Annotated in this window: 15 protein-coding genes; 4 read left to right on the top strand and 11 right to left on the bottom strand. The window is 64.4% G+C overall.

Translation table 11 applies throughout. From position 1 onward, the window contains the following. Positions 1-3: 3 nt before the first annotated feature. The 5 genes from PCO31110_RS19895 to rpe all read right to left on the bottom strand — a co-directional run bounded on the left by PCO31110_RS19895 (position 4) and on the right by rpe (position 6,210). The gene (locus PCO31110_RS19895; protein WP_010808653.1) at positions 4-1,077 is read right to left on the bottom strand and encodes an HlyD family secretion protein; all 1,074 of its coding nucleotides are present in this window, start codon (positions 1,075-1,077) and stop codon (positions 4-6) included. Between the two features lie 17 nt (positions 1,078-1,094). Beyond that, complete coding sequence (locus tag PCO31110_RS19890; RefSeq protein WP_370855842.1) at positions 1,095-2,567, bottom strand: efflux transporter outer membrane subunit; 1,473 nt, start codon at positions 2,565-2,567, stop codon at positions 1,095-1,097. Positions 2,568-2,924: 357 nt separating this feature from the next. Next, positions 2,925-4,430 (bottom strand): anthranilate synthase component I, encoded by a 1,506-nt coding sequence (gene trpE / locus PCO31110_RS19885; RefSeq protein WP_150691242.1) that lies wholly within the window; start codon positions 4,428-4,430, stop codon positions 2,925-2,927. 386 nt (positions 4,431-4,816) lie between these two features. Next, a complete protein-coding gene (locus PCO31110_RS19880; protein ID WP_150691241.1) occupies positions 4,817-5,533 on the bottom strand; it encodes a phosphoglycolate phosphatase in 717 nt (238 codons plus the stop codon). Beyond that, positions 5,530-6,210, bottom strand: coding sequence for a ribulose-phosphate 3-epimerase (rpe, locus tag PCO31110_RS19875; RefSeq protein ID WP_010808649.1), 681 nt, complete (start codon positions 6,208-6,210; stop codon positions 5,530-5,532). The genes PCO31110_RS19880 and rpe overlap by 4 nt, the downstream gene beginning before the upstream one ends. A 288-nt stretch (positions 6,211-6,498) precedes the next feature. Between rpe and apaG the strand changes: the two genes are divergently transcribed. Beyond that, positions 6,499-6,873 (top strand): Co2+/Mg2+ efflux facilitator ApaG/CorD, encoded by a 375-nt coding sequence (apaG, locus tag PCO31110_RS19870; RefSeq protein WP_010808648.1) that lies wholly within the window; start codon positions 6,499-6,501, stop codon positions 6,871-6,873. Positions 6,874-6,900: 27 nt separating this feature from the next. Here the strand turns inward: apaG and PCO31110_RS19865 are convergent, their stop codons facing one another. Then, positions 6,901-7,152, bottom strand: a complete 252-nt coding sequence (locus PCO31110_RS19865; RefSeq protein WP_010808647.1) for a hypothetical protein — start codon at positions 7,150-7,152, stop codon at positions 6,901-6,903. On the opposite strand from PCO31110_RS19865, the gene mltA reads away from it, so the two are divergent. Beyond that, positions 7,151-8,293: a murein transglycosylase A gene (gene mltA / locus PCO31110_RS19860; RefSeq protein ID WP_010808646.1), complete on the top strand. Its 1,143-nt coding sequence runs from the start codon at positions 7,151-7,153 to the stop codon at positions 8,291-8,293. The two genes, PCO31110_RS19865 and mltA, sit on opposite strands and share 2 nt — an antisense overlap. Before the next feature lie 102 nt (positions 8,294-8,395). On the opposite strand, the gene paaK is transcribed toward mltA, so the two are convergent. The 5 genes from paaK to paaN all read right to left on the bottom strand — a co-directional run bounded on the left by paaK (position 8,396) and on the right by paaN (position 14,225). Next, entirely contained in the window at positions 8,396-9,691 is a 1,296-nt protein-coding gene (gene paaK, locus PCO31110_RS19855; protein WP_010808645.1) for a phenylacetate--CoA ligase PaaK, read from the bottom strand. 85 nt (positions 9,692-9,776) lie between these two features. Then, the gene (gene paaI / locus PCO31110_RS19850) at positions 9,777-10,235 is read right to left on the bottom strand and encodes a hydroxyphenylacetyl-CoA thioesterase PaaI (protein WP_010808644.1); all 459 of its coding nucleotides are present in this window, start codon (positions 10,233-10,235) and stop codon (positions 9,777-9,779) included. Positions 10,236-10,353: 118 nt separating this feature from the next. Then, on the bottom strand, positions 10,354-11,136 hold the full coding sequence (gene paaG, locus PCO31110_RS19845; RefSeq protein WP_150691240.1) for a 2-(1,2-epoxy-1,2-dihydrophenyl)acetyl-CoA isomerase PaaG: 783 nt from the start codon (positions 11,134-11,136) through the stop codon (positions 10,354-10,356). Between the two features lie 48 nt (positions 11,137-11,184). After that, positions 11,185-12,387, bottom strand: a complete 1,203-nt coding sequence (gene pcaF, locus PCO31110_RS19840; RefSeq protein WP_010808642.1) for a 3-oxoadipyl-CoA thiolase — start codon at positions 12,385-12,387, stop codon at positions 11,185-11,187. A gap of 143 nt (positions 12,388-12,530) precedes the next feature. After that, complete coding sequence (paaN, locus tag PCO31110_RS19835) at positions 12,531-14,225, bottom strand: phenylacetic acid degradation protein PaaN (protein WP_150691239.1); 1,695 nt, start codon at positions 14,223-14,225, stop codon at positions 12,531-12,533. A 517-nt stretch (positions 14,226-14,742) separates the two neighbouring features. Between paaN and PCO31110_RS19830 the strand changes: the two genes are divergently transcribed. Next, positions 14,743-15,519 carry an enoyl-CoA hydratase gene (locus PCO31110_RS19830; RefSeq protein WP_010808640.1) on the top strand — a complete coding sequence of 259 codons (777 nt, stop codon included), beginning with the start codon at positions 14,743-14,745 and terminating at the stop codon, positions 15,517-15,519. A gap of 85 nt (positions 15,520-15,604) precedes the next feature. Continuing rightward, on the top strand, positions 15,605-16,408 hold the full coding sequence (locus PCO31110_RS19825; RefSeq protein ID WP_010808639.1) for a basic amino acid ABC transporter substrate-binding protein: 804 nt from the start codon (positions 15,605-15,607) through the stop codon (positions 16,406-16,408). Positions 16,409-16,589: the final 181 nt, after the last annotated feature.

The raw sequence follows: 16,589 nt of genomic DNA, 5'->3' as shown, positions 1-16,589 counted from the left end.
GGCTCACTGCGGCAGCTTGGTCTGCAACTGGGCGGGCCAGGCTGCCTGACTATCGGTCTTCACCCACGTCACACCGGGCAGGCCCGTCTTCACGAGCGACAAATGCTGTTGCAGCAACGCCGGCGCGATCTGAGCGCGCACGCGGAACATCAGCTTCTGGCGCTCGCTCTCGGTCTCCACCGTCTTGGGCGTGAACTGCGCCGTGCTGGAGACGAACGAGATGCTCGCGGGAATCACATACTGCGGCGCCGCGTCGAGAATGATGTGCGCTTCGGCGCCGATGGCCAGACGCCCTGCCACCGTTTCGGGCAGGAAAAACGTCATGTATACATCCGACAGGTCGACGAGATTGAGAACCTTGCCGCCGGCCGCGAGCACCTCACCCGGTTGGGCCACGCGGTATTGCACCCGGCCGTCGCGCGGCGCCTTGAGGTCGCTGTCCGCGATATCGGCTTCGATGCGAGTGACGGTGGCCTGCACGGCCTGCACCGTCGACTTCGCGCCCGTGACCTGCGCGTTGGCGGCCTCGACCGCAGACTGCGCGGCAGCCACCTGCGCGCGCGCGGCAGTGACGGCGGCACGTGTGCTGCGAACCCGCGCTCGGTCGTCGTCCAACTCTTGCACCGACGAGGCGCCTTCCTTCGATAGCGTCTCCGAGCGCGACAGTCGGCGCTGGGCCGCGTCGAGTTCGGCCTCGCGTGCGGCGACATTGGCTTCGGCCGTCGCCTTGTCGGACAACCTTGCTGCCGCCTGCGCCTGAATCGCCGCGACGTTGGTCACGGCCTGCTGGTACTGCGCGCGGGCTTCATCGCGCTGGGCGTTGAGCGTGTCGATCTGCATCTTGGCGAGTACCTGACCCGCCTTCACGAAATCGCCCTCCCGGACGTAGATGGCTTCGACACGTCCGGCGAGCTTGGTGGCCACGTCGACCTCAGTGGCTTCGATGCGGCCGTTGCCGCTTGCGAAACCGGCGCCGGGGCCCGAGTGGCTATAGGTTTTCCATCCGTACCAACCCAGCCCGACGACCGCTAGCACGATCAGTGCGGGAACCAGCTTCTTGGCATTGGGAAGCGTCATATTTAGCCTTTTTGACTTTATTGGACGGCCGGTACGGCGTTCGCCGGACTCGCTGCGCCAACCGCGCCGGGCGGCGATGGCTCGACGACGCGAGGCGTGCGGGCGAACGGTCCACCGGGGGCGTCGGCGGCGGGCATGAGGCGGCTGCCGCCCCCGAGCGCCGTGTAGAGCGCCACGCGCGCGGACAGCAGTGCGCGGCGCGTCTGCACCGTTTGTTGTTCGATGGCGAGGAGATCGCGCTGGGCGTCGAGCACTTCGAGGAACGCGGCCGCGCCGTGGTCGTAACGCAGCTTCGCGAGCCGCGCGCGCTCGGCCTGGGCATCCTGCGTGGCTTGCAGGATCGTGACCTGATCGGCCAGCCAGCGGCGCGCGCTCAGGGCGTCGGCGACATCGCGGAATGCCTCCTGAATCGTCTTCTCGTAGTTCGCGACGGACTCGACGCGACGGGCTTCGGCGAGATCGAGGTTGTTCACGAGGCGTCCGCCCTGGAAGATCGGGATATTGATGCTCGGCGTGAACGTCCATGCGGCGCTGCCGGCGGTGAACAAGCCGTCAAGTGCGCTGCTCGCCGTGCCGACCGAGCCGGTAAGCGTGATCTGCGGGAAGAAGGCCGCGCGGGCTGCGCCGATGTTCGCGTGGGCGGCGCGCAATTGATACTCGGCAGCCATGATGTCCGGCCGGTCTTCGAGCAACGACGACGGCAGGCCGGGTTGGAGATCGCGCATCAGGCGGGCGTCGTCGGCCGTGTGGTCGAGCGCCAGCGGCGAGGTGTCGATCGGTGTGCCCACCAGCACTTGCAACGTGTGGGCCTGCGTGGCGCGTTGTTGCTGGAGTTGTGTGACGAGCGCACGCGCTTGCTGCCAGAGGGTGGTGACTTCGGTGAGATCGAGCTTCGACGTCGAGCCGACCTGCTCGCGACGCGTGAAGATGCGCAGCGACTCGGCACGGCTATCGACCGTTTGCTGCGCCAGGGCAATGCGTTCGTCCAACTCGCGCAGGCTCAGCCACGTCTGTGCGACTTGCGAGATCAGGCTCAGCTCGAGGGCGCGGCGAGATGCATCGGAGGCCAAATATTCGTCTAGCGCGGCGTCCTTCAGGTTGCGGATGCGGCCCCAGAAGTCCAGTTCCCACGTCGACAGGCCGAGGCCGACCTGATATTGGCTGCTGATATAGGGCTTGCCGGTGAGGCTCAGATCGCCGGGTACCCGCTGACGTGTCTCGCTCGCGCCGGCACCCAGCGACGGAAACAGATCGGCGCGTTGAATGCCATAGGCCGCCCGCGCCTGTTCGACACGAGCAAGTGCGACGCGCAGATCGCGATTGTTGGCCAACGCGGTTTCGATGAGCGTGCGCAACTGCGGATCGGCGAAATATTCTCGCCAATCGAGCATGGACGCAGGCTGCGCCGCCGCAGTGGCGGGGGATGTACTGACATCGGGTGTCCACACATCGGCCACCGGGGCCGCAGGGCGCTCATAAGTCGGCGCCATCGAAAGACAACCACTAAGCAGGGTAGTAACAAGTGCGGCTATCGTGGCAATCGCAAAGGAGTTTGCGACGCCGGAACGCATAGGTGAAATGCATGATTTCGCCATAAAAGCTTCGACCTCCCGACGGACGCCTAACTATAGCGTGGTGACGTCAATCGGCGTATACCGGAGGCGCTAAAAAAAGCGAACGGTTGTGCTAAATCAACAAGGGCCCCGAATCGAGTAGAGGATCGATTCAGGGCCCTGCGAATATCGATGTCACGCCAATGCCATATAGGGAACGCGTGAGCGTTTCAAACCGCGGCGTGCGTCATATTGGTGCGGCGGCGCGAGACGTGGATGGCGCCGCCGTGCGGATCAGAACTCGGCGTCCAGACCGTCCTGCACCTGTTCGGCCGCACGCAGCACGGCGCGGGCCTTGTTTTCCGTCTCTTGCCATTCGGATTCGGGCACCGAGTCGGCCACGATACCGGCAGCGGCTTGCACATACAGATTGCCGTCCTTGATGACGCCGGTGCGAATCGCGATGGCGACATCCATTTCGCCGCCGAACGACAGATAGCCTACGGCGCCGCCATACAGGCCGCGCTTGACCGGCTCGAGTTCGTCGATCAGTTCCATGGCGCGAACTTTCGGCGCGCCGGTGAGCGTGCCGGCCGGGAACGTGGCGCGCAGCACGTCGATGTTGGACAGCCCCGGTTGCAGACGGCCTTCCACCGAACTCACGATGTGCTGCACATGCGAGTACTTCTCGATGACCATCTTGTCGGTGACTTCGACGGTGCCCGTCTGTGCAATGCGGCCCACGTCGTTACGTGCCAGATCGATGAGCATGACGTGCTCGGCAACTTCTTTTGGATCGCAAAGCAATTCGGTGGCCAGTTCCGCATCGCGCTCGGGCGTGGCGCCACGCGGGCGCGTGCCGGCAAGCGGGCGAATCGTGACGATTTCGTGCTCGCCGTCCGGTGTCTGGCGACGCTCCTGACGCACGAGGATTTCGGGCGACGCGCCGACGACCTGAAAATCGCCGAAGTTGTAGAAATACATGTACGGCGACGGGTTGAGCGAGCGCAACGCGCGATAGAGCGACAGTGGGGCGTCGCGATACGGCTTGATGAGGCGTTGGCCGACTTGCACTTGCATCAGTTCGCCGGCTTCGATGGCTTCCTTGGCCTTCGCGACGGCCGCGAGGTAATCCGGCTTGGCGAACTCGCGGAAGGTGTCGGTGCGCACGCTGCCGGACGTGACGGGGGCATCGACCGGCGCCTTCAGACGAGCGCGCAACTCGCGCAGACGCAGGCGTGCCTTCGAATACGCTTCCGGCTGCGTGGGGTCCGCGTAAATGATGAGGTAGAGCTTGCCGGTCAGGTTGTCGATCACGGCGAGTTCTTCCGTGAGCAGCAACTGAATGTCGGGCAGATTCAGATCGTCGCGCGGGGTGGTGTGCGCGAGCTTCTTCTCGATGTAGCGCACGGCGTCGTAGCCGAAGTAGCCGGCCAGGCCACCGCAAAAACGCGGCATGCCGGGGCGCAATGCCACTTTGAAGCGCGCCTGGAACTGGGTGATGAATTCGAGTGGATCGCCGTGGTGCGTCTCGACGACGGCACCGTCGCGCACGACCTCGGTCTTCGGACCGAAGCTGCGCAGCAACGTGCGGGCGGACAGGCCGATGAACGAGTAGCGGCCGAAGCGCTCGCCGCCGACGACCGATTCGAGCAGGAAGGTGTTCGCGCCACGCCGGTCGCCCAGCGCCAGCTTGAGATACAGCGAGAGTGGGGTGTCGAGATCGGCGAAAGCCTCGGCGATCAGCGGAATGCGATTGAAGCCTTGATTGGCCAGCGATTTGAATTCGAGTTCGGTCATGTTGCACTCTGCCTGCAAGTTTGCCGGCGGGTAGTCCCGCAGAATCGGCGTGGATTGGCGTTGAGAATACCTGAGTCGTGTCGGGGTGGATGTGCTGACCCACACCGGATCACGGCGAACGCGCGCGCACTTACGATGCGACGGCGATTACCGCGTCTCGGCGAATCCGCGCGCCGTGCGACATGGCGTGCCGATGTGTAACTTCTTGGGAACAACAACGATGCAAGAAACGGGTTACTGAAGACGAACTTCAGCGGTCCCGGCCACCCCTTGGAAGGGTTCAGCAGGACCAGCGTCGCCAGGGCCAGGCCCCCCGGTCGATCACGCTAAGACTCCGTTTCTTGTTCAGGAACATGCGCTTGAATGCAGTGTGGAAGACGGCGAATTCAGCTCGCCAGCGCGGGCGTTGCCTTGGGCAGAATGGCCCGGGCGGCGCCCAGAATTGAGGCGACTATACCATCCGTGTCGATCGTTTGTACAGATTCGCCATGGTTGTAGCCATACGGCACCGTGAGCGACCGGCAACCCGCTGCGCGGGCGGCTAGCGCGTCGTTGCCCGAGTCGCCGACCAGCACGGCTTGCGCCGGCAACACGCCGAACGCTTCGCAGGCTTTGACGAGCGGCATCGGGTCGGGCTTGCGCTTGGGCCACGAATCGCCGCCGTACACGAGGTCGAACTGGTCGGACAGGTCGTAGTGCTCAAGCAGCGTCACGGCGAAGCGGTGCTGCTTGTTGGTGATGCACGCCACGGGCAGCCCGGCGTCGCGCAAGGCCGCCAGTCCTTCGCGCACTTCCGGGTAGAGCGCCGTGTGCTTGCCGTTGACCGACGTGTAGACGGCTTCGTACTTGTCTTGCGCACGCTCGAACAGGCTGTCGATTTCGGCCTCGGCGAAGCGCTCGGCGAGGGTTTTGTGCACCAGATTGGCCGTGCCTTTGCCGACAAACGTCATCAGACGCGCTGTCGGCACGGGCGCTGCGCCCAGATCGGCCAGCATGGCGTTGAGCGCCACGCCGAAGTCGCCTGCCGTGTCGACGAGCGTCCCGTCGAGGTCGATCAGCACTGCGCGGATGCCGTCCAGTTGGAGTGGGGCGGTATGGGTCATGCCACGCTCGCCAGTTGGGCGCGCATCTGGTCGATCACCGCCTTGTAGTCGGGTTTGCCGAAGATCGCCGAACCGGCGACGAACGTGTCGGCGCCGGCGGCGGCGATTTCGGCGATGTTGTCGACCTTGACGCCGCCATCGATTTCCAGACGGATCTCGCGGCCGGTCTCGGCCGTGTAGGCGTCGATGCGTGCGCGCACGGCGCGCAGCTTGTTGAGCGCCTCGGGAATGAACGACTGACCGCCGAAGCCGGGGTTCACCGACATGATGAGCACCATGTCGAGACGATCCATCACGTGATCGAGATAGTGCAGCGGCGTACCGGGGTTGAACACAAGGCCAGCCTTGCAGCCGTTGTCACGAATCAGGCTCAGCGTGCGATCGACGTGTTCCGAGGCTTCCGGGTGGAAAGTGATCAGGTTGGCGCCGGCTTTGGCGAAGTCGGGCACGATGCGGTCGACCGGGCGTACCATCAGATGTACGTCGATGGGCACGTCGACGTGCGGGCGGATCGCCTCGCACACCATCGGGCCGATGGTCAGGTTGGGAACATAATGGTTGTCCATCACGTCGAAGTGAATCCAGTCGGCGCCAGCCGCCACAACGTTACGGACTTCTTCGCCCAGCCGGGCAAAGTCGGCGGACAGGATGCTGGGGGCGATACAGAATTGCGTCATGGCGGGACCGGGAATGGCGTCAAAAGCGATATTTTAAAGCTTTCGCATGACCCCTGCCCGTAGTGAACCGAAGGTGCGGGTGTGAATGCGCCCTGAGCGGGCACCTTCCCAGCGTGTTTGCCGGTTGCGACCTGCGACGACTTGCCGCAGAATGCCTTGCGAAACGGGATGGCGCCTGTGCCGCACGTCCGTCACGATGCCGGTAGCGGGCATCGTTACACCTTAGGCAGCGCTGAGCTGTCAGACCAGAACGTCATCAGAGAGCACCATGCGCAACAGGAACACCCGATGAGCCAGTATGAATTTACCGTCACGGTGCGCCCGCAATATCTCCCGGAGCAATCGGAACCGGACCGTCGGCAATTCGCCTTTGCCTACACGATCACGATTCGCAACAGCGGGGAAGTGCCGGCCCAACTGATCTCGCGTCACTGGGTGATCACCGACGGCGACAACCATGTGCAGGAAGTCAACGGTCTGGGCGTGATCGGCCATCAGCCGTTCCTGCAACCCGGTGAGCAGTTCGAGTACACGAGCTGGGCGATGGTCGCCACGCCGGTCGGCACCATGCGCGGCGAGTACTTCTGCGTCGCCGAAGACGGCACGCGCTTCGAAGCGCCCATCGCCGAGTTCGCGCTCACCATGCCGCGTACCCTGCACTGAGCCGAGGAGGCGCGCGGTGTTCGAACCTCAGCGACGATCGTCGGACCAGTCTTCCCGCTTGAGCGGATCGTCGGCTGCGCGAGCGGCCGGGTCCGGGCTCGAAGGATCGATCGGGTCTACGGTATCGCTCGGCATCGGCCGGATCGCGCGCGTCTGGCGAACCCTGCGTTTGGGCGACGGCTTGCGTCGCATCACTACAATAGCGGCGACGATCACGATCGCCAGCAACACTTCCGGCAAGACCAGCAAGGCCGGATATTCATCGAACAGATTACCCATGACGCTCTTCCTGACTATGTTCGGGCGGTGGCGCGCCGGCCGGGGCCTGGCGCTCGCCGCGTTTGCCGCATTGCTCTACGGTTGTTCGAGTGTGCCTCCTTCCGGCACCTATCGTCCAGGCACGCCGCCGTCCACCGTCGCAACACCGCCTTCCGGTGCGGGCCGCATGCAGCCCGTGTCGTGGTCGCAGGTCGACGGCTGGCAGGACGACTCACTCATCGGCGCGCGTCTAGCGCTTGCCCAGAGCTGTATGAAGCTGGGCCGCCAGAACAACTGGCAGCCTGCCTGCCGCGCGGCCGAGCATCTCGACGATCTGGACCCGGCATCGGTGAGGCTGTTCTTCGAACAGTACTTTACGCCGTTTCGTATCGCGAACTCCGACGGTACGCAGTCGGGCCTGATCACCGGTTACTACGAGCCGCTGCTGCACGGCTCGCGTGTGCGCGGGGGTGTTTATCAGACGCCGCTCTACAAGTGGCCCGCCGGCCGTAAGGCCGGATCGCTGCCCGCGCGCGCCGAACTCATGCGCAGCGGCATGCTGCGCGGTTATGAACTGGTATACGTGGACGACCCCATCGAGGCGTTCTTCCTGCAAGTGCAGGGCTCCGGCCAGGTGCTGCTCGACGACGGCTCGATCATGCGTGTGGGCTATGGTGGTAACAACGACCAGCCTTACAAGTCGATCGGACGCTGGCTGATCGATCGTGGCGAAATTACGGCCGCCCAGGCGACGATGCAGGGCATTCGCGCCTGGGCGCGCGCCAATCCGTCGCGTGTCGACGCCTTGCTCGACGTGAACCCGCGCTTCGTCTTCTTCCGCGAAATGCCGAACCACGGCGTGGGCGGTATCGAGGGGCCGATTGGCGCGCTGGGCGTGCCGCTCACGGCCGAACGCTCGATTGCCGTCGATCCGGCGTCGATCCCGCTGGGCAGCCCGGTGTTCCTCTCGACGACGCGCCCGCCCTTCGGCGCGCAGGCGAACGCGCCGATCAACCGGCTGATGTTCGCGCAGGACACGGGCAGCGCGATCAAGGGCGGTGTGCGTGCCGACTTCTTCTGGGGCCTGGGCGACGATGCCGGCGATCTGGCCGGACGCATGCGTCAGAGCGGCCGGATGTGGGTGTTCCTGCCCAATCAGTGAGGTCTGGCGCCAACGAAAAAGCCCGCGAAATTCGCGGGCTTTTTTCATGGCGACGGACGCTGGCAGCGCTGAATGCGGAATTAATGCGGCATTAGCGTGGCATTAGCGCGGACGCTTGTCCAAAACCCGTCGCGCTTTGCCCACCGAACGCTCGATGGCGCCGACCGGCTTCACGCGCACGGCGCACGACACGCCGATGAGGGTCTTGATGTCGCGCTTGAGTTCGCCGCCCGCCGATTGCAGCGCGGCGGCGTCGTCGCAGCCGACGGCCGCTTCGACTTCCACCGCCATCGTGTCCATCGGACCTTCCTTGTCCAGAATGATCTGATAGTGCGGCGAGAGCACCGGCTGACGCAGCAGCAGTTCCTCGATTTGCGACGGGAAAACGTTCACCCCGCGAATGATCATCATGTCGTCCGAGCGGCCGGTGATCTTCTCCATGCGGCGCATGGTGCGCGCCGTGCCCGGCAGCAGACGCGTGAGGTCGCGCGTGCGATAGCGGATGATCGGCAGCGCTTCCTTGGTGAGCGACGTGAACACCAGTTCGCCGAACTCGCCGTCGGGCAGCACTTCGCCCGTCTCCGGATCGATGATTTCGGGGAAGAAGTGATCTTCCCAGATCGTCGGGCCGTCTTTCGTCTCGGCACATTCGCAAGCTACACCGGGGCCCATCACTTCCGACAGACCGTAGATGTCGACCGCATCGATGCCCATGCGCTTCTCGATGGCCGAGCGCATGTCGTTCGTCCACGGCTCCGCGCCGAAGATACCGATACGCAGCGAGGCGTCGGCCGCCACCACGCCCTGGCGCTCGAGTTCGTCGGCAATCGCGAGCATGTAGCTCGGCGTGACCATGATGATGTCGGGCTTGAAGTCCCGAATCAGTTGTACCTGCTTCTCGGTCTGCCCGCCGCCGAACGGGATCACCGTCAGGCCGGCTCGCTCGGCGCCGTAGTGCGCACCCAGGCCGCCCGTGAACAGGCCGTAACCGTAGCTGATGTGCACCTTGTCGCCGCGACGCGCACCCGAAGCACGGATCGAGCGTGCGACCAGATCGGCCCACGTGCTGATGTCGTTGGCGGTGTAGCCCACGACCGTCGGCTTGCCCGTCGTGCCCGAAGACGCATGCACGCGCGAGACCTGTTCCATCGGCACGGCGAACATGCCGAACGGATAGCTGTCGCGCAGATCCTGCTTCGTTGTGAATGGGAACTTGGCCAGATCGGCCAGCGAGGTCAGATCGTCCGGATGGACGCCGGCCTCGTCGAACTTCCGGCGATACACCGGCGAATTTTCATAAGCATGCCGCAACGTCGTCTTCAGACGGTCGAGCTGAAGGCTGCGCAGTTCGTCGAGGCTCGCTTTCTCGATCGGCTCGAGCGGCAGGGCGGTGGTCATGACTGTCTCCTTGGGACTTGCTACTTCTCACTGTTACGCATGTGTCTCGCGAACCCGTGCCCGGACTCGCGTGTTGCCGGGCGTGTCAGACGACATTGCCCTTGATCTGTGCGGACTTGCCGCGGAACATCGCGACGACTTCGCCCGCTGAATTCGTCAGGCGAATGTCGTAAATGCCATGACGCCCCGAGAGCACCTGCTCCTGTGCCTCGGCCGTGAGCGTGTCGCCCCCCGAGACCGGCTTCAGGAATTCGATGCTGCATCCGGCTGCGACCGTATTGATGTTGTAGCTGTTGCACGCGAAAGCAAAAGTCGAGTCGGCAAGCGTGAACATCAGGCCGCCGTGGCAGATGGCGTGACCGTTGAGGAATTCATCGCGAATGCGCATCGTCATGCGCGCGTAGCCCGGACGCACATCCTGCAACTCCATGCCCAGCCACTGGCTCGCACGGTCGCTGCGGTACATGGCCTCGCCCGTGGCGCGGGCGAGTTCTTCCGGGGTCATCTCACTGGTTGCCTTGGCGGCGGGGGAGGTCAGGCTCATCGTGTCTCTCGTCTTGTTATGGTGTCGGTCTCTCGTGCGGCGCGCGTGGTTTTGGCGTGCTTCGTGCGTCGTTACTGTGCTTGTCTCGGCTTTTCCCTGGCCCGCGCAGCGTCTGCGCTCAGCGGCCTTCGAACTTCGGCGCGCGTTTCTCGAGGAACGCGTTCACGCCTTCGGCATAGTCATACGACGCGCCCAGTGCGCGCTGTGCGTCGCGCTCGACATCGAGCTGCTGGTCGAGCGTGTTGGTCGCCGAGGCGTACAGCGCTTCCTTGATGTTCGCGATGGCCTTGGTCGGCTGCGTCGCCAGTTGTACGGCGAGCTTCTGCGCTTCGCCAAGCAAGACGTCGTCGTTGACGCAGCGCCAGATCAGTCCCCAATGCTCGGCTTGTTCGGCCGACAACTTGTCGCCGAGCATCGCAAGCCCCATCGCGCGGGCCATGCCGACGCGTTGCGGCAGGAACCACGTGCCGCCCGTGTCGGGCACCAGGCCGATCTTGACGAACGCCTGCACGAAGTTGGCCGACGCACCGGCAAGCACGATGTCGCAGGCGAGGGCCAGATTGGCCCCCGCGCCTGCGGCGATGCCGTTCACCGCAGCGATCACCGGCAACGGCATTGCGCGCAGCTTGCGCACGAGCGGGTTGAAGTTCTCGTCGATCAGTGCCCCGAGATCGGTCGAGGCGCCCGGGGTGAAGTCGAGATCCGCCAGATCCTGACCGGCGCAAAAGCCGCGTCCGGCACCGGTCAGCACAATGGCTCGCGCCCCTTGCGCCTGCGCGCTATCGAGGGCGTCGCGCAGCGCCGCATGCATCTGCCGCGTGAAGCTGTTCAGCTTCTCGGGACGGTTGAGCGTGATCGTTGCAACGTTGGCGTTCAGTGTCAGTTGAACCGTGGCGGTCATCGGTGTCTTCCTCCGGGTGTCTTGTGATGTCGTGGCGGTGCCGGGCGCTCAGACGCGCTCGATGGCGATCGCAATGCCCTGGCCCACGCCGATGCACATCGTGCACAGCGCGAAGCGTCCACCGGTCCGGTGCAATTGGTACATCGCGGTGGTCACCAGACGCGCGCCCGACGCGCCCAGCGGGTGGCCCAGCGCAATGGCGCCGCCGTTCGGGTTCACGCGGGCGTCGTCGTCGGCAACGCCGAGTTGACGCAACACCGCCAGACCCTGGCTCGCGAAGGCTTCGTTCAGCTCGATCACGTCGAACTGATCCAGCGTCATGTTCAATTGCTTGAGCAGCTTGACCGTGGCCGGGGCCGGGCCGATGCCCATGATGCGCGGGGCGACGCCGGCGGTGGCCATGCCGAGCACGCGCGCACGCGGGGTGAGACCGTGCAGCTTGGCGGCGCTTTCGCTCGCGAGCAGCAGGGCGCAGGCGCCGTCGTTCACACCCGAAGCGTTGCCTGCGGTGACGGTGCCGTCCGGGCGCACCACGCCCTTGAGCTTGGCCAGCGATTCGAGGCTCGTCGCGCGGGGGTGCTCGTCGCGCTCGACGACGACCGGATCGCCCTTCTTCTGCGCGATCGATACCGGCGTGATCTCCTGGGCGAGTGTGCCGTCGGCTTGCGCGCGTGCGGCTTTCTCCTGGCTGCGCAGGGCGAAGCGGTCCTGATCTTCGCGGTTGATCTTGAAGTCGTCGGCTACGTTCTCGGCCGTCTCCGGCATCGAGTCCACGCCGTATTGCGCCTTCATCAGCGGGTTGATGAAGCGCCAGCCGATGGTCGTGTCGAAAATCGCGGCCTGACGGGCGAACGCGCTGTCGGCCTTGCCCATGACGAACGGTGCGCGGGTCATCGACTCGACGCCGCCGGCGATCATCAGTCCGGCTTCGCCTGCCTTGATGGCGCGCGCGGCGCTGCCGATGGCGTCCATGCCCGAGCCGCACAGGCGGTTGAGTGTGGCGCCCGGCACTTCGATCGGCAGTTCGGCGAGCAGTGCGGCCATGCGGGCCACGTTACGGTTATCTTCGCCGGCCTGGTTGGCGCAACCGTAGATGACGTCGTCGATCAGCGTCCAGTCGACGTTCGGGTTACGCGCCATGAGCGCCTTGAGGGGGATCGCGCCGAGGTTGTCGGCGCGAACGTCCTTCAGGGCGCCGCCGTAGCGGCCGATGGGCGTACGGATCGCGTCGCAGATGAAAGCTTCGGTCATGATGTCTCGTTCCTGTCTTTTCGTGGGGCGGGGGGCACGGCGGCGGCCGCGCGACGGTGAGTGCCAGGGGGAGTGGCCGAGCGTCGCGCTGACATGCCGTAAGGTGTTTGCCGCCCTCTCTCTATATAAATGGGTCGTGGTGCTCAGGCGGCGCCGGTGTCGGACTTGGCCGGCACGTGGTGGCGGCGCTGTACGACGCGGAAACGATTCGCGACGAAGGCGGCGTCGGCGAGGCTCGCGTTCGCGGCAGGATTGCCGCCCGTGCCGTGGTAATCCGAGAAGGCGGCGGACTGGTTCACGAAAACGCCACCGGTCAGGTTGAGCGACAACGCGACGCGACCTTCGATGGCGGCGTCGAGCGCCTGGGCTTCACCTTCGGCCGTCGTCGTGTAGGCCGACAGCGTGAGCGCGCCATGTTCGGCTGCGGTGCGGCCGGCCAGTGCGAAAGCTTGCGCGCTGTTGTCGACGGCAATCACGAAGGCGATCGGGCCGAACCACTCGCGGGTGTAGGCCGCTTCGTCGGCGACGTCGAGGGCGACGATCAGCGGCGTGCGCACGCGGGCATTGGCGAAGGCCGGGTGCTGGAGCGTCTGGCTGTCGAGCACAACGCGGCCGACCTTGCGGGCTTCGTCGATACGGGCGAGCACGCCTTCGTTCTGAATCGCACCGAGCAGTTCGACAGCCTTGGCCGGGTCGCTGCACGTCTTCTGGACGCTGCCGGCGATGGCGGCGACCACTTCATCGAACGACACTTTGCCGTCCGGCGTCTGGATGCCGTCGCGCGGAATGTAGATGTTCTGCGGCGCAGTGCACATCTGTCCCGAGTACAGCGCCAGCGAGAAGCCGATGTTGCGGGCCATGCCCTTCAGGTCGTCCGTCGAATCGATCACGATCTGGTTCACGCCGGCCTTCTCGGTGTAGACCTGTGCCTGGCGGGCATGGGTCTCCAGCCAGTCGCCGTTGGCGGTGCTGCCGGTGAAGTCGATCACGCGCACTTCATTGCGCTTGGCCAGTTGCTGGACGATGGCGCCGTCGTTCGGGTTGGTGGCCGCGAGCGTGACGACATCCGGATCGAAGCCGGCTTCCTTGAGAACGTCGCGAGCAATCTTGACCGTGATGGCGAGCGGAAGGATCGCGCCCGGGTGCGGCTTGACGATCACGGCGTTGCCCGTGGCGAGGCTGGCGAACAGGCCCGGGTAGCCGTTCCACGTCGGGAACGTGCAGCAACCGAGCACCAGAGCCACGCCGCGCGGCACGACGGTGTAACGCTTTTCCATCGCCAGCGGCGGGTTCTTGCCTTGCGGCTTTTCCCAGTAAGCATCCGCCGGGATGCGGCGCAGTTCGTCCCAGGCGTACGCCACGGCTTCGAGGCCGCGATCCTGTGCGTGCGGGCCACCGGCCTGGAAGGCCATCATGAACGCCTGGCCCGTCGTGTGCATCACCGCGTTGGCCATTTCGAAGCTGCGCGCGTTCAGGCGCTTGAGGATTTCCAGCGACACACCGACCCAGGCGTCCGGGGTGGCGGCGCGCCACGACTTGTGGGCGTCGCTCACGCGGGCGAGCAGGGCGTCGATCTCGAAACCGGGATAGGTCGTGCCGAGCGCGAAGCCGAAGGGCGAAGCCTCCTGGCCCACGCTGCCCGTGCTGCCGCGCTGTTCCAGCGGGAAAGCCGCGTTCAGGTACTGCTTGAAAGCGGCTTCGCCGTCTGCTGCGGCCGTCTCGCCATACGCACGCGGGCTCGGCATTTCCGTGAACGGGCTCCAGTAACCACGCGTGGCGATGGCCTGAAGGGCGCGCTCGAGAGTCTCTTGGTGTTTGGCGAAGAGGGGATGAGTCATGGTTGTGGGTTTGTCCGTGTCGGGATGCGGCTGGCGGATTCGCTGTCTGCCGGCGGGCACGTTTGTGCAGGCGCGCGGCAAGACGCAGGAAACGGCACCGGGTCGTGGTCGGCATGTCTCATGAACATTAATTGACCGACCGGTTGGTTTGTTAATATAGCATCAAATCTTCCGGGCGTGGCACGCGATGACGCCGGGTTTTCCCCGACGGATTGCGCGGCATCCGGGTATGCGCGGCGGCATGCCTCGCGCTGCGGCCGGCGCGGCGCGGACGGTTGGACGTTTGCTTGGCGCAACGAGAGGTGCGTGGCCGGGAGATCGATGGCATCATGCCTAACCACTGCAGTCGACGCCCGGCAAGCCCTTTTTACCTCGGTTTGCCGCGTGCGCCGCAGCGCCGCTGCAAATCAACGGCGTGTCCATCGCCTTATGCCTGTTTCCGGCGACGACGAAGGTGTGACGCCTTAGCCGCGCTGCCCCCGAACCACAAGACGACTTTGACTGGAGGAAGAAGAGGATGACGTACGAGAACATTCTGGTGGAGACGCGTGGCCGCGTCGGTCTGATCACGCTGAATCGTCCCAAGGCGCTCAACGCGCTGAACGATGCGCTGATGGACGAACTGGGCGCCGCGCTGACCGCCTTCGACGCTGACGAGGCCATCGGTTGCATGGTAATTACCGGCAGCGAGAAGGCGTTTGCGGCAGGGGCGGACATCGGCATGATGTCGAAGTACACCTTTGCCGACGTATTCAAGGGCGACTACATCACGCGCAACTGGGAAACCGTGCGTCGAATCCGAAAACCGGTGATCGCGGCCGTGTCGGGTTTCGCCCTCGGTGGCGGGTGTGAACTGGCGATGATGTGCGACTTCATCATCGCGGCCGACACCGCAAAGTTCGGCCAGCCGGAAATCAAGCTCGGCGTGATTCCGGGCGCGGGCGGCACGCAGCGTCTCACGCGCGCGGTGTCGAAGGCCAAGGCGATGGACATGTGTCTGACGGCACGTTTCATGGATGCGACGGAAGCGGAGCGGGCGGGTCTCGTGTCGCGCGTGGTGCCTGCCGACAAGCTGCTCGACGAGGCCATTGGTGCCGCCAACACCATCTGCGAATATTCGCTGCCGGTTGTGATGGCTGCCAAGGAAGCCGTCAATCGCGCATTCGAGTCGACGCTCGACGAAGGGGTGCAGTTCGAGCGCCGCATATTCCATTCGCTGTTCGCGCTCGAGGATCAGAAGGAAGGCATGGCGGCGTTCGTCGAGAAGCGAAAGCCGGTTTTCAAGCATCGCTGAGCCTGTTGCAGAAAACCGGGATGACCTCCGGATGCGGGGGGCGTCCTATGATAGGCTGCCGATTTTTTCAGCAAGGGACGAATCGATGGCGATGAAACGACGTGCATTTGCGCTGGCTTTGGTTGCGGCCTCCGGGCTGTTGTTGAGCGCCTGCGGGAAGAAGGAAGAATCGGCCGCGGGCCGGTCGGTCGGGCCGGATGGCTCGCAACCTGTGTACGTCGTCGGTTCGGATGCCGCCTATGCACCGTTCGAGTATGAGACCGATACCCGGCAGGTCGCCGGCTTCGATATCGATGTGATGAAGGCCGTCGCCGACAAGGCGGGCATCTCCATCCGGTTTATCAATACGCCGTTCGAGGGCATCTTCAATTCGCTGGTGCAGGGGGATCGGGACATTCTGATTTCGGCGATCACGATTACGAACGAGCGTCGCAAGCAGATGAACTTCTCGACGCCTTACTTCGAGGCGTCGCAGTTGATTGCCGTCCCGGCCAACTCGACTGTGCAGAAGTTTGAAGATCTGAAGGCCATGAAGGTGGGCGTGCAGACGGCGACCACGGGCGATGAAGTCGTGCAAAAGCTCATGGGCAAGAACAATCCGGCGGTCAAACGCTTCGAAGGCACGCCGCTCGCGATGAAAGAGCTTGAGGCGGGCGGTGTCGATGCGGTGGTGGCCGACAATGGCGTCGTGGTGAACTTCATTGCGAATAATCCGAATGCCAAGTTGCGTACGGTCGCCGATAGCAACTTCCCGAAGGAGTATTACGGCATTGCGGTACGCAAGGGCGATGTCGAGCTATTGGCCAAGATCAATAAGGGCATTGATGCGATCAAGGCGGATGGCACGTACGACGCCATCTTCGAGCGCTATTTCGGCAAGAAGTCCTGACATGCTCTTGCTCGTTGGATATAGGGCATTGGCATCCGCAGGTGCCGATGCTTGATAAAGAAGCCCCGTCATAACGGGAGCCTCTCGGGGCGCTTTTTTATAGGTTTTCAAATTATTTTCACAAAAGGCTTGCCAGGGTTCGGGGTTTTCACTAATATCTCGTCTCTCGCAACGACGGCGA

Source organism: Pandoraea communis (assembly GCF_902459745.1).
Taxonomy (GTDB): domain Bacteria; phylum Pseudomonadota; class Gammaproteobacteria; order Burkholderiales; family Burkholderiaceae; genus Pandoraea; species Pandoraea communis.
The sequence above is the reverse complement of the archived record's forward strand: the minus strand, read 5'-3'. Positions and strand labels throughout refer to the sequence as shown.

What these genes read in the sequence shown, in the direction of transcription:
- PCO31110_RS19895 (WP_010808653.1), bottom strand. Translation starts at nt 1,077, where the DNA reads ATGACGCTTCCCAATGCCAAGAAGCTGGTTCCCGCACTGATCGTGCTA.
- PCO31110_RS19890 (WP_370855842.1), bottom strand. Translation starts at nt 2,567, where the DNA reads ATGGCGCCGACTTATGAGCGCCCTGCGGCCCCGGTGGCCGATGTGTGG.
- trpE (WP_150691242.1), bottom strand. Translation starts at nt 4,430, where the DNA reads ATGACCGAACTCGAATTCAAATCGCTGGCCAATCAAGGCTTCAATCGC.
- PCO31110_RS19880 (WP_150691241.1), bottom strand. Translation starts at nt 5,533, where the DNA reads ATGACCCATACCGCCCCACTCCAACTGGACGGCATCCGCGCAGTGCTG.
- rpe (WP_010808649.1), bottom strand. Translation starts at nt 6,210, where the DNA reads ATGACGCAATTCTGTATCGCCCCCAGCATCCTGTCCGCCGACTTTGCC.
- apaG (WP_010808648.1), top strand. Translation starts at nt 6,499, where the DNA reads ATGAGCCAGTATGAATTTACCGTCACGGTGCGCCCGCAATATCTCCCG.
- mltA (WP_010808646.1), top strand. Translation starts at nt 7,151, where the DNA reads ATGACGCTCTTCCTGACTATGTTCGGGCGGTGGCGCGCCGGCCGGGGC.
- PCO31110_RS19865 (WP_010808647.1), bottom strand. Translation starts at nt 7,152, where the DNA reads ATGGGTAATCTGTTCGATGAATATCCGGCCTTGCTGGTCTTGCCGGAA.
- paaK (WP_010808645.1), bottom strand. Translation starts at nt 9,691, where the DNA reads ATGACCACCGCCCTGCCGCTCGAGCCGATCGAGAAAGCGAGCCTCGAC.
- paaI (WP_010808644.1), bottom strand. Translation starts at nt 10,235, where the DNA reads ATGAGCCTGACCTCCCCCGCCGCCAAGGCAACCAGTGAGATGACCCCG.
- paaG (WP_150691240.1), bottom strand. Translation starts at nt 11,136, where the DNA reads ATGACCGCCACGGTTCAACTGACACTGAACGCCAACGTTGCAACGATC.
- pcaF (WP_010808642.1), bottom strand. Translation starts at nt 12,387, where the DNA reads ATGACCGAAGCTTTCATCTGCGACGCGATCCGTACGCCCATCGGCCGC.
- paaN (WP_150691239.1), bottom strand. Translation starts at nt 14,225, where the DNA reads ATGACTCATCCCCTCTTCGCCAAACACCAAGAGACTCTCGAGCGCGCC.
- PCO31110_RS19830 (WP_010808640.1), top strand. Translation starts at nt 14,743, where the DNA reads ATGACGTACGAGAACATTCTGGTGGAGACGCGTGGCCGCGTCGGTCTG.
- PCO31110_RS19825 (WP_010808639.1), top strand. Translation starts at nt 15,605, where the DNA reads ATGGCGATGAAACGACGTGCATTTGCGCTGGCTTTGGTTGCGGCCTCC.